9 protein-coding genes are annotated in these 12,134 nt (G+C 72.2%); 4 read left to right on the top strand and 5 right to left on the bottom strand.

Features of this window, described 5'->3' with window-relative positions:
* The first annotated feature begins 31 nt into the window (after positions 1 to 31).
* Both IEY95_RS13320 and IEY95_RS13315 read left to right on the top strand, forming a co-directional pair.
* The gene (locus IEY95_RS13320) at positions 32 to 2,572 is read left to right on the top strand and encodes a helicase-associated domain-containing protein (protein ID WP_189186193.1); all 2,541 of its coding nucleotides are present in this window, start codon (positions 32 to 34) and stop codon (positions 2,570 to 2,572) included.
* Between the two features lie 76 nt (positions 2,573 to 2,648).
* Positions 2,649 to 4,337 carry a DNA repair helicase XPB gene (locus IEY95_RS13315; RefSeq protein WP_189186192.1) on the top strand — a complete coding sequence of 563 codons (1,689 nt, stop codon included), beginning with the start codon at positions 2,649 to 2,651 and terminating at the stop codon, positions 4,335 to 4,337.
* On the opposite strand, the gene IEY95_RS13310 is transcribed toward IEY95_RS13315, so the two are convergent.
* Together IEY95_RS13310 and IEY95_RS13305 are read right to left on the bottom strand one after the other, a co-directional pair.
* Positions 4,250 to 5,389 (bottom strand): glycosyltransferase 87 family protein, encoded by a 1,140-nt coding sequence (locus tag IEY95_RS13310; protein WP_373294469.1) that lies wholly within the window; start codon positions 5,387 to 5,389, stop codon positions 4,250 to 4,252. The two genes, IEY95_RS13315 and IEY95_RS13310, sit on opposite strands and share 88 nt — an antisense overlap.
* Positions 5,390 to 5,517: 128 nt before the next feature.
* On the bottom strand, positions 5,518 to 5,709 hold the full coding sequence (locus tag IEY95_RS13305) for a hypothetical protein (RefSeq protein WP_189186191.1): 192 nt from the start codon (positions 5,707 to 5,709) through the stop codon (positions 5,518 to 5,520).
* A gap of 342 nt (positions 5,710 to 6,051) precedes the next feature.
* Here IEY95_RS13305 and IEY95_RS13300 point away from each other — a divergent pair, with 342 nt between their 5' ends.
* Positions 6,052 to 8,115, top strand: coding sequence for a HelD family protein (locus IEY95_RS13300; protein WP_189186190.1), 2,064 nt, complete (start codon positions 6,052 to 6,054; stop codon positions 8,113 to 8,115).
* A 16-nt stretch (positions 8,116 to 8,131) separates the two neighbouring features.
* On the opposite strand, the gene IEY95_RS13295 is transcribed toward IEY95_RS13300, so the two are convergent.
* A complete protein-coding gene (locus tag IEY95_RS13295; protein WP_189186189.1) occupies positions 8,132 to 8,458 on the bottom strand; it encodes an ArsR/SmtB family transcription factor in 327 nt (108 codons plus the stop codon).
* Between the two features lie 106 nt (positions 8,459 to 8,564).
* Here IEY95_RS13295 and IEY95_RS13290 point away from each other — a divergent pair, with 106 nt between their 5' ends.
* Complete coding sequence (locus IEY95_RS13290) at positions 8,565 to 9,764, top strand: MFS transporter (RefSeq protein WP_189186188.1); 1,200 nt, start codon at positions 8,565 to 8,567, stop codon at positions 9,762 to 9,764.
* Here IEY95_RS13290 and IEY95_RS13285 read toward each other — a convergent pair.
* Together IEY95_RS13285 and IEY95_RS13280 are read right to left on the bottom strand one after the other, a co-directional pair.
* Positions 9,757 to 10,971 (bottom strand): trypsin-like serine peptidase, encoded by a 1,215-nt coding sequence (locus IEY95_RS13285; protein WP_189186187.1) that lies wholly within the window; start codon positions 10,969 to 10,971, stop codon positions 9,757 to 9,759. The genes IEY95_RS13290 and IEY95_RS13285 overlap by 8 nt on opposite strands.
* Before the next feature lie 327 nt (positions 10,972 to 11,298).
* Positions 11,299 to 11,994 (bottom strand): copper homeostasis protein CutC, encoded by a 696-nt coding sequence (locus tag IEY95_RS13280; RefSeq protein ID WP_189186186.1) that lies wholly within the window; start codon positions 11,992 to 11,994, stop codon positions 11,299 to 11,301.
* Positions 11,995 to 12,134 lie beyond the last annotated feature (140 nt).

The raw sequence follows: 12,134 nt of genomic DNA, 5'->3' as shown, positions 1-12,134 counted from the left end.
CGGCCCCACCCCACCCGCTACCGTTGACAGGATGAGCACCGAGACCGCTCCGCGTTCCCTGGCGGAAGCCCTCCGCGCGCGGGACGACGCCTCACTGTCCGCGCTCCTCAGGTCCCGCCCGGACCTGATCACCCCCGTCCCCACGGACCTCACCCAGCTCGCCACCCGCGCGGGCACCCGCGCCTCGGTCGTCCGAGCCCTGGAGCGCCTGGACCGTTTCGCCCTGCAGACGGCGGAGGCCCTGGCCATGGCGTCGGACCCGGCGACGTACGACGAGCTGCTCGGACTGATGGCGGGCGACGACGCCGATCCGGCGGTCACGGCGGCGTTCCCGCGCGCGCTCGGGACGCTCCGCGAGCAGGCCCTGGTGTGGGGCCCCGACGACCGCCTCCGGCTGGTACGGACGGCCCGGGAGCTGCTCGCCCCGTCCGCGCAGCACCCGTCCGCGACGGGACTGGGACCGACCGTCGCGGAGGCGACGGCGGGCATGTCCCCGGGGCGCATCCAGGAGATCGTGGCGGCGGCCGGACTGCCGACGACCCACGATTCGGTGTCCGCCGTCGCGGCGCTCGGGGGCCTCTTCACGGACCGCACCCGCATGGCGGCGCTCCTCGACGACGCCCCCGTCGAGTCGCTGGATGTGCTGTCCCGGCTGGTGTGGGGACCGCCGTACGGCCAGGTGACGGCGGAGCCGGCGCGCCATCTGCGCTGGCTGATCGACCGCGGGCTGCTGCTGCCGACGGCGCCCGGCACGGTCGTACTGCCCCGGGAGGTCGCCCTGCACCTGCGGGCGGGCCACGCGCATCGGGCGACGGAGCCGGTGGCGCCGCCCATCGAGCACGCGCCCGCGCGGACACACCGTCCACAGGTTGTGGACAGCGCTGCCGCGGGCCAGGCGTACACGGCGCTGGCGACGATCGAGGAGCTGCTCAAGGACTGGCACGAGGGCGGTCCGGCCGTGCTGCGCGCGGGCGGGCTGAGCGTGCGGGACCTGAAGCGGACGGCGGTGGCGCTCGACGTGGCGGAGCCGGTGGCCGCGTTCTGGGTGGAACTCGCCTACGCGGCGGGCCTGTTGGCGTCGGACGGCGAGGCCGACGAGCGGTACGCGGCGACGCCCGCGTACGACGAGTGGCTGGAGCTGCCCGCCGCCGAGCGCTGGGTGCGGCTCGCCTCGGCCTGGCTGGCCGCGACCCGCACGGCGGGCCTGGTCGGGGGGAGGGACGCGAAGGACCGCACGCTGTCCGCGCTGGGCCCCGGCCTCGACCGTTCCGCCGCGCCGGAAGTCCGCCTCCGCGTCCTCACCTTCCTCGCCACGCTCCCCGAGGGGGCCTCTCCCGCCGAGGACTCCGTTCTCGCCCGGCTCCACTGGGAGCGCCCGCTGCGGGGCCCCCAGGACGCCACGGACGACCTGCGCAGCCGGCTGGCCCGGTGGGCCCTGTCCGAGGCGGAGCTGCTGGGGATCTCGGGCCGCGGGGCGCTGTCCTCGCAGGGGCGGGCGCTGCTGGGGTTCCCGTCGGCGAGCGACCGGGACGCGGGCTCCGTCGGCCCCGGCGACAAGCTCCCCGTCCACAAGCGGCACCACCCGCTCCCCGAAGGTCCGCACTCCCCCGCCGAGCAGGCCGCGGCCGCCGCCCGGGCAGCCCGGCTGCTCGCTCCGCTGCTCCCCGAGCCGCTGGACCACGTCCTCCTCCAGGCGGACCTGACCGCGGTCGCGCCGGGCCCCCTGGAGCGGCCCCTGGCCGACACGCTCGGCGTACTCGCGGACGTGGAGTCGAAGGGCGGGGCGACGGTCTACCGCTTCACACCGGGCTCGGTACGCCGCGCCCTCGACGCGGGGCGCTCGGCGTCGGACCTGCACGCCTTCCTCGCGGCCCACTCCCGCACTCCCGTCCCGCAGCCGCTCGCGTATCTGATCGACGACGTGGCGCGCAGACACGGCCATCTGCGGATCGGCGCGGCATCGGCGTACGTCCGCTGCGACGACGACGCGCTGCTGAACGAGATCCTCGTCGACAAGCGCTCGGCCGGACTCCGCCTGCGCCGCCTCGCGCCCACGGTCCTGGCCGCCCAGGCCGACCCGGCCACCCTCCTCGAAGGCCTCCGCTCCATGGGCTTCGCGCCCGCCGCCGAGTCCGCCGAGGGCGACGTCCTGATCACCCGCGCGCACGCCCACCGCACCCCGCCACGCAGCGCCCCCGAGCCCGTCCCCGACGGCCCCCCGGTCCCCGACGCCACCCTTCTCGGCGCCGCGATCCGCGCCGTCCGGGCCGGCGACCTGGCCTCCACCACCCCGCGCAAACCGGCCCCGGCCACCGACCGCCCCGGCAACGGCGATCTCCCCCGCACCAGCTCCGCCGAGACCCTCGCCACCATGCAGGCCGCCGTCCTCACCGGCGAGTCCCTCTGGATCGGCTACGTCAACGCCGAGGGCTCCGCCAGCCAGCGCGTCATCGCGCCCATCCGCGTCGAGGGCGGCTTCGTCACGGCGTACGACCACACCGCTGACGAAGTCCGCACCTATCCGCTGCACCGTGTGACGGGGGTGTCGGAGCTGGCGGACGACCAGCCGTGATCATCGTCCCTTGAGGCACACTGGACGTTTGGCCGGTCATCCGCGCAGGGGTGTCGGCACGCAGAAAGGGACGGGTGTGAACGGACCCCTCATCGTCCAGAGCGACAAGACGCTGCTCCTCGAGGTCGACCACGAGCTCGCCGACGCCTGCCGTCGGGCCATCGCGCCGTTCGCCGAGCTGGAGCGGGCGCCCGAGCACATCCACACCTATCGGGTGACGCCGCTGGGGCTGTGGAACGCGCGGGCCGCGGGGCACGACGCCGAGCAGGTCGTGGACGCGCTCGTGGAGTTCAGCCGGTATCCGGTTCCGCACGCGCTGCTCGTCGACATCGCGGAGACCATGGACCGCTACGGGCGGCTCACCCTCAGCAAGCACCCCGCCCATGGGCTGGTGCTCACCACCACCGACCGGCCCGTGCTCGAAGAGGTGCTGCGCTCCAAGCGGATCGCGCCGCTCGTCGGTGCGCGGATCGACCGCGACACCGTCGCCGTGCATCCCTCCGAGCGTGGGCAGATCAAGCAGACGCTGCTGAAGCTGGGCTGGCCGGCCGAAGACCTCGCCGGGTACGTCGACGGGGAGGCGCACCCCATCGAGCTGGCGGAGGACGGGTGGGCGCTGCGGCCGTACCAGAAGCAGGCCGTGGAGAACTTCTGGCACGGCGGCAGCGGGGTCGTCGTACTCCCCTGCGGTGCCGGTAAGACGCTCGTGGGGGCCGGGTCGATGGCACAGGCCAAGGCCACCACCCTGATCCTCGTCACCAACACCGTCTCCGCCCGGCAGTGGAAGCACGAGCTGGTGAAGCGGACCTCGCTGACCGAGGACGAGGTCGGGGAGTACAGCGGTACGCGGAAGGAGATCCGGCCGGTCACCATCGCGACGTACCAGGTACTGACGACCAAGCGGAAGGGCGTCTATCCGCACCTGGAGCTCTTCGACTCGCGGGACTGGGGGCTCATCGTCTACGACGAGGTGCATCTGCTGCCCGCGCCGGTGTTCAAGTTCACCGCCGATCTGCAGGCGCGGCGGCGGCTGGGGCTCACCGCGACCCTCGTGCGCGAGGACGGGCGCGAGTCGGACGTCTTCTCGCTGATCGGGCCCAAGCGGTTCGACGCGCCCTGGAAGGAGATCGAGGCGCAGGGGTACATCGCGCCCGCCGACTGTGTCGAGGTCCGGGTCAATCTCACCGACTCCGAGCGACTCGCGTACGCCACCGCCGAGACCGAGGAGAAGTACCGCTACTGCGCGACGACGGAGACCAAGCGGAAGGTCACGGAGGCGATCGTCCGCCGCTTCGCGGGACAGCAGATCCTCGTCATCGGGCAGTACATCGACCAACTCGACGAGCTGGGCGAGCACTTGAACGCGCCCGTCATCAAGGGCGAGACCAGCAACGCGCAGCGCGAGAAGCTCTTCGACGCCTTCCGCGAGGGCGAGATCAGCGTCCTCGTCGTGTCCAAGGTCGCGAACTTCTCCATCGACCTGCCGGAGGCGACCGTCGCCATCCAGGTCTCGGGCACCTTCGGGTCACGGCAGGAGGAGGCCCAGCGGCTGGGCCGGGTACTGCGTCCCAAGGCCGACGGCCACCAGGCCCACTTCTACTCCGTCGTCGCCCGCGACACCATCGACCAGGACTTCGCCGCCCACCGGCAGCGGTTCCTCGCGGAACAGGGGTACGCCTACCGGATCGTCGACGCGGACGAGTTGCTGGCCGGCAACGCCGGCAAGGGCGACAACGCCGACGACACCGACAGCGCGGACAGCTGAGGCAGCAGGACCAGCGCCAGTAGCGCGTACGGCGACGCCAACGGCTGCTGCCACCAGGGGAGTTGGAGATCCAGCGAGCCCTGGTGCGGCACCAGCCACAGCGTGCGAGCCGTGAAGACCACCGCCACCAGCGCCGCCGTACACCTGCGGCCGTCCGCCGCCAGCACGGCGATCAGCGGTACGCACCACACCCAGTGGTGCGACCAGCTGATCGGGCAGACGAGGAGGGCGGTGAGGGCGGTGATCAGGATGCCCCGACGGTCGTTGCCGATGGCCGTGCGGCGCGCCATCCAGAGGCCCGCGCAGGCGATGGCCGCCGCCGGCAGCGCCCACGCCGGGCCCGGCGACGGCTCCCCCAGCGCACGCGCGATCAGCCCCTGGATCGACTGGTTGTCGACGATCCACGCCTTGCCGACGCGGCTGGTCTCGTACAGCCGTCGGGTCCAGAAATCCACGCTCGCGTACGGCAGCACGAGCGCCCCCAGCAGTACGGTCCCGGCGCACGCGGCCAGCGCCGTCATCCCCTCGCGTACGCGCCGGGTGAGCAGCAGATAGGCGATGAAGACGGCGGGGGTGAGCTTCAGGCCCGCCGCGATGCCGAGAGCCACTCCCCTGCCGGGCGCGCCCGGCGGCCGGGTCAGGTCCCACAGGATCAGGCAGGCGACGGCGAGGTTGACCTGGCCGAAGAGGACGGTCTGGAAGACGGGTTCGAGCCAGAGGGCGAGGGCGGTGGCGGCGCAGACCGCGGGGAGCCGCTCCGGGAGTCCGGCGAGACGGCAGGAGAGTCGCACCAGCGCGGCCAGCAGGGCCATGTTGCCGGCGACGAAGACCACCTTGAGGACGTCCGGCGGCACACAGGCCGTCGGCACGAAGAGGAGCGCCGCGAAGGGTGGATAGGTGGCGGGCAGCCGCCACTCGGTGACGGTGAAGCCGTAGAGATCCGTGCCGTTCAGTACGGCCGCGCCCTCGGCCCGGTAGACCAGCGTGTCGGCCATGGGGGCGTGCGTGACGACGCACAGCGCGCAGAAGGCGGCGAAGGAGAGGACGAGCAGGGCGACTTCGGTGGGTGACGCGGCGGCCACGTTCCGTCGGGGCACGCAGTGACCCTAGTGTCCGGGCCGTTCAGCCCGGGGTGCGGCTCACCGGCGTGAGCCGGGCGTACCGCTCACTGGTGTGGGCGTCACCGACGTCGTACGCCTGCCTCCTCGCCGTACTCGCCGAGGACCACCACTCCGAAGGCCGCCTCCGCGAACACCTTGACGGCGCGCAGGGCGTCGCCGAGGCGGTGGCGGTGGTGGGTGGAGGTGGCGGCGGTCGCGCCGGCCGGTGGGCTGGGGTGGACGGGTCCGTGGGTGAAGGTGGCTGCGCTCATGTATCCATGGTGGAACGCCGGGCCCCGAATGGCGTCGGCCTCCGGACCGAACCTCGGCGGACCCTCGTACATCTGCGGGCCGCCCGCCGTACGCCTCACGACGGACCCCGACCCCTAGGGTCCCCGGGGGCACGTCCCTGAGGCCGTGGAAAAACCGTTGGCCCCCACATCCTCCGGTCACTTAGAATCTCCGCTCTTGCCCGCCTCCCTTCACGGAGTGCCGCCGTCCGGCCGGAAACCGGACGGCATCCCGGAATCGCGCACTGTCACCGATTCCCCGCAGATCCCTTGGCAGCTCCTCGACGGAATCACTCCCGCAGCAGGTCCCCGGAGGCAACCCCCGTGTCCACCCCGCCCGACTACCCGTCGGACACCCCGTCCGACGATCCCCTCTCCCGTGAGCGGACCCACCTCAGCTCGTCCCGCTCCGCCCTGCGCGCGATGCGCGAGGACGTGGAGAACCTCGACATCAGCGACGTCACCGCGAACTGGGTGAACGCCGAAGTGCTGCACCGGCAGATCAGCGAGCGCATCAAGGCCCTCGCCGACCTCAGCCACACCCCGCTGTTCTTCGGGCGGCTCGACTACCTGCACGCACCGGGCGCCGACAAGGCGGAGGGCGCGGGGGGCGAGCGGTTCTACATCGGGCGCCGGCATGTGCACGACGCCGAGGGCGACCCGATGGTCATCGACTGGCGCGCGCCGGTGTCGCAGCCGTTCTACCGGGCCTCCAAGAAGGACCCGATGGACGTCGGGCTCAGGCGCCGCTTCGGTTACACCGGCGGCGACCTCACGGCGTACGAGGACGAGCATCTGTCGGACCCGGCCGAGGCGGCGACCACCAGCAAGCTGCTCCAGCAGGAGATCGAGCGGCCGCGCGTCGGCCCGATGCGCGACATCGTGGCGACCATCCAGCCGGAGCAGGACGAGATCGTCCGCAGCGGGCTCGCCGGGTCCGTGTGCGTGCAGGGTGGCCCCGGCACCGGGAAGACGGCCGTCGGCCTGCACCGGGTGGCGTATCTGCTGTACGCCCACCGGGAGCGGCTGGCCCGCACCGGCACCCTGGTCATCGGGCCGAACAAGTCCTTCCTGCACTACATCGAGCAAGTCCTCCCGGCCCTCGGCGAGCTGGAGGTCAAGCAGGCGACGGTCGACGATCTCGTCGCGCATGTCGAGGTGCGCGGGAGCGACGACGCGGCCGCCGCCGTCATCAAGGGCGACGCCCGGATGGCGGAGGTGCTGCGGCGGGCGGTGCGCTCCCATGTGACGCTGCCGACCGAGCCGGTCGTCGTCGTGCGCGGTTCGCGGCGCTGGCGCGTGGCGGCGTACGAACTCGAAGAGATCGTGCGGGAGTTGCTGGACCGCGACATCCGCTACGGCGCGGCCCGCGAGGCCCTTCCGCAGCGCATCGCGCACGCGGTGCTGGTCCAGATGGAGCGGTCCGGCGAGGCGCCGGACGACCGGGTGCAGGACGCCGTCGCCCGCAACACCGCCGTGAAGGCCGCGGTCAAGGCCATCTGGCCGCCCGTCGACCCGGCCAAGCTCGTGCTGCGGCTGCTCTGCGACGCGGACTTCCTCGCCGTACACGCGCAGGGGCTCCTCGACGAGGACGAGCAGAAGAAGATCCTCTGGCAGAAGGCGGTGCGCTCGGTGAAGTCGGCCAAGTGGTCCGCCGCCGACGCCGTGTTGATCGACGAGGTCACCGATCTCGTGCAGCGTACGCACTCGCTCGGGCACGTGGTGCTCGACGAGGCGCAGGATCTGTCGCCGATGCAGTACCGGGCGGTGGGGCGGCGCTGCACGACCGGTTCGGCGACCGTGCTCGGGGATCTCGCACAGGGGACGACCCCTTGGGCCACCCGGAGCTGGGACGAGGCGCTGCGCCACCTCGGCAAGGCGGAGGCCGTCGTGGAGGAGCTGACGGCGGGCTTCCGCGTGCCCACGGATGTCATCACGTACGCGTCCCGGCTGCTGCCGCACATCGCGCCGGGGCTGACGCCGGTGGCGTCGGTGCGGGAGAACCCGGGCTTCTTCGAGGTACGGCCGAGCGCGGCGGACTCCGAAGTGGTCGGCGCCTGCGCGGAGTTGCTGCGCAACGAGGGCTCGATCGGGCTCATCGCCGCGGACGCCCGGATCCCGGTCCTCGCCGAGGCGCTGGCGGCGGCCGGAGTGACGTACCTCGGCCCGGGCGAGGAGACGACGGCCGAGACCCGCCTGACCCTGGTGCCGGCCTCGCTCGCCAAGGGCCTGGAGTTCGACTACGTGGTCCTGGACGAGCCCCAGGGCGTCGTCGACGGCGAGCCGGACGAGCGGACCGGCCTGCGCCGCCTGTATGTGGCCCTGACCCGAGCGGTCTCGGGCCTGATCATCACGCACGCGGCACCGCTGCCGCCGCAACTGGGTTAATGCCGCCGCAACTGGGTTAATACGGCAGGGACTCCAGCAGGGCGTCCAGGAGGCCGGGGAACCGGGCGTCGAGGTCGTCGCGGCGCAGCTGCACATAGCGGTTGCGGCCCACGGCCCGCGTCGAGGTGATCCCGGCCTCACGCATGATCCGCATGTGGTGCGAGACGGTCGACTTGTGCAAATGCCCGATGCCCAGCGCGTCGGGGGCGCACGAGAAGGCCTCTCCGCCCGCGTACACCTTCAGCAGCCACAGCCGCACCGGGTCACCGAGCGCGTGCAGCACCTTGACCAGCTCGATGTCCTCGATCTCGGGCTGCGGCAGCCACTCGCCTTCGTCGCCCATGCGCGGACCCCTCCCCTCAAACCGTTTGACAATCATCCAACAGTCTCTATGGTTTGACCAACGTCAAACCATTCATGCGCACCGCTACGGACTCTTGGGGGAACCCGTGCGCTTACGCCTGCTCCTGCTCGCCCTCGGCACCTTCGCCGTCGGAACGGACGGCATGGTGACGGCCGGCATCCTGCCGCTCATCGCCGGTGATCTGGACGTCTCCATCTCGGTCGCCGGCCAGATGGTGACCGTCTTCGCCCTGTCGTACGCGGTCCTCGCACCCGTCCTCGCCACGGTCACCGCGCGCTGGCCGCGCCGCCGCGCCCTGCTCACCGCACTCACCGTCTTCAGCCTCGCCAACGCCCTGACGGCGCTGGCGCCTTCGTACGGCGTCCTGCTCGCCACCCGCGTGCTCGCCGCTGCGGGGGCCGCCTTCTACACCCCCACCGCGAACGCCGTCGCCACCGCCCTCGTGCCGCCGGAGCGGCGCGGGCGGGCGATCGCCGTGGTGATGGGGGGACTGACCGTCGCCACCGCGCTCGGGGTACCGCTCGGCACCTGGATCGGCCGCACCGACTGGCGGCTGACCATGTGGCTGGTGACGGGCCTGGGGGTCGCCGCCTTCGCGGGCCTGGCGCTGCTGCTGCGCGAACTCCCGCAGCCCGCCGTCGCGTTGACCCTGCGCGACCGTCTGATGCCGCTGGCCGATCCGCGCGTACTGGGCGCGGCCCTGACCACCTTCCTGGTCTTCCTGGCCTTCCAGACGTCGTTCATCTACTACACCGTGGCCACGTTCTCCGCGACGGGCGGCGACCAGGACCGGCTGACGCTGCTGCTCCTGGTGTCCGGCATCGCCTCGGTCGGCGGCTCATCGGCCGGCGGGCGGCTGGTGGACAAGTGGGGCCCACGGGCGGTCATCCTGACCAGCAGCACGGCATACGTGGTGCTCGCGGCCGCCTCGCCCTGGACCCTGCGCACCATGCCGACGGCACTGGCCGCCTCCGCGCTCACCCCGCTGGTCGGCTGGTCGGTCGCGGTCGCCCTGATCACCCGCGTGGCCTCCCTGGACCCCGCCAACGCGCCCGTCCTGGTCTCCCTCAACAGCAGCGCGCTCTACCTGGGCATGGCGGCGGCGGGCGGCACCGGCAGCCTGGCGATCGCCCTGTTCGGCGACCGGTGGTTCCTGCTGGTGGGAGCGGCCCTGATGGCCCTGGCGACAGGGGTGGCGGCGGTCACGACCCGGGCACCGACAGGCGGTGGCCCCCGGCGCCGAGCGCCGGAGGCCACCAACGACCGTACGGACGCCGTTACTTGAACTTGCGGCTGGTCGCCAGATAGACCTGCTTGGCGTTCTTGCCGAGGCGCGGCCCGGTGATGAACGTCTTGCGGTCACTCAGCGAGTTGTTGGAGACCAGGTAGGTCCGGCCGCTGTGCGTCATGAACCAGGGGCCGCCGGAGGCGCCGCCGTTCATCGTGCACCCGATCATGAACTGGGCGGGGGCGTTGCTCGCCAGCACGAATCGCTTGGTGGCGCCGCGGCAGTCGTACATCTTCGAGCCGTCGTACGGCGCCTCGGCGGGGTAGCCGCGGACCTTCATGTTCTTGACCTTGTTGGCCGCCGGGGCGTTGAACCACACCGGCAGGGCCGAACCGAGCCGCTCCTGAAGGGACTTCCTGCCGCTCTCGGGCTTCACGTGCAGCACGGCGTAGTCGTACGCCGAGGCCGCGTTGCCCTGGTGACCGCCACCCTTGATCCACTGGGACGACGTCGTGGCCCAGTTGGCCCACCAAATGCCGTACGGGGAGACGGACTTGGCGCGCGGGTTGGTGATCTGCCGGTTGCTCAGCCTCGCGCCGTTGTTGTACGAGGGGACGAAGGCGATGTTGCGGTACCAGCCGCCGCCCTTGCCCGCGTGCACACAGTGGCCCGCGGTCCACACCATGTTGGACTTGCCCGGGTGCGCCGGGTCGGTGACGACCGCGGCGGAGCAGACCATGGAGCCCTCGGGCGAGGAGAAGAACAGCTTGCCCACGGGGGCCGCGTAGTGGTGGTAGGTCGCCTTGACCTTCGTGGCCACCTTCCGCTTCACCCTCCCGTCGGGCAGGTACGAGGTCGCGCCGTTGCCCGAACCGGAGCTGGTGCTGCCCGCCTGCGTGACCGGAATGCTGGACTTGGCCGCGGCCATCTTCTCCGGCGTCCAGAAGTCCTTGATGTACGGGTTGGCGAAGTCCTCGGCCTTGGAGGCCCAGTCGCTGTAGTCCTTCCACCCCCCGTTCTTCCACTTCTCCAGGGCGGCGCCGCTGAGGTCGGTGGGAATGCCGGCGGGCAGCTTGTAGCCGCCGAGCGAGGTGGAGCCGTCGTCGTCCTGGCCGGTGTCGACGTTCTTGCCCGCCTGCGAGGACGACGAGGGCTGCGCGGCGGCCCCGTCGTCCTTCTTGCTGTCACAGGCCGTGGTGGTGACCATGATGGCCGCGATCACGGCCGCGGCGGCCGCGAGCGTGCGGCTGCGTATGGATGGCATGGAGCCTTGTCCCCCTGTTGCTGCGTACGTCGTGCTTCGCGCGCGTGCGTGTCGCTTCCCGCGGGCGCGCGCGTGCGTAGTGGCTCGACTTGCCATGACGTGGCATGGCTTGTCATGCCCTGGCCGATCCAGGGCGTCTTTACTATGCACGCTCGGAGCCGGAGAGTGATCGCGGGAGGGCGGTCAGCACACAACAACTACCGCTCGGATATCGATCCGTGACCTCGGGTCAGGGGGTGGGCGAGGTCGGGAGGGGCCGGGGTCGGGAGGGGCCGGGAGTGCGGTGACGAACGAGGCCGGGGCGAAGGTCGCGTGACGGCCCGTCCCCTACGCGTCCAGCACCTGCCGCCACTCCCGTACCGCCTTCGGCGACACCGGTGCGGTCCATCCGCCCGGGCGGGCGGCGCCGCCGATGTGGAAGGCGTCGATGCCCGTCGCGCGCAGGCGCTGCACATGGTCGAGGCGCAGGCCGCCGCCGACCATGATCCGCGGCTCGTAGCCCGGCTCATCACCGCGCGCGGCCTCGGCGAGCAGCGTGGGGATGCCGTCGTCCACACCCGCCGCGGAACCGGCGGTCAGGTAGGCGTCGAGGCCCGGCAGGTCCGCGAGCTGCTTGCGCAGGGCGTCCCGGTCGGCGGCGCGGTCGATCGCGCGGTGGAAGGTCCAGCGGCAGCCGTCCAGTTCGGCGACGAGCCGCTCCACGGCGGCCAGGTCCGCGCCGCCGTGCTCGTCGAGGAAGCCGAGCACGAACTCGTCCGCACCCGCGGTGCGCATCTCCCCTGCGACGCGGACGAGCGCGTCGATGTCTCCCGCGGCGAACCCGTCCGCGAGGCGGAGCATCACGCGCAGCGAGATGTCCACGGCGGCGCGGATGGCGGCGAAGGTCTCCACCGGTGGGGTGAGCCCGTCGGCGGCCATGTCGGTGACCAGCTCCAGCCGGTCCGCACCTCCGGCCTGGGCGGCGACCGCGTCCTCCACGTCGAGGGCGATCACCTCCAGGACTGCGCGCTCGCGCTTGATCATCGGACCTCTTCCCTTGGGCGGCTACAGGTCTAGTCCAATCTCAGAGTACGCGGGTGGGGCTGCCGCCGCGAGAAGATCACGCCGAGTCGGAGTGCGGGTGGGGGGATTCGCCCCCTCCGCCCCTACCCGTCCCGTACCTG

The organism is Streptomyces albiflavescens, from assembly GCF_014645835.1.
GTDB classification, from domain to species: Bacteria; Actinomycetota; Actinomycetes; order Streptomycetales; family Streptomycetaceae; genus Streptomyces; species Streptomyces albiflavescens.
The sequence above is the reverse complement of the archived record's forward strand: the minus strand, read 5'-3'. Positions and strand labels throughout refer to the sequence as shown.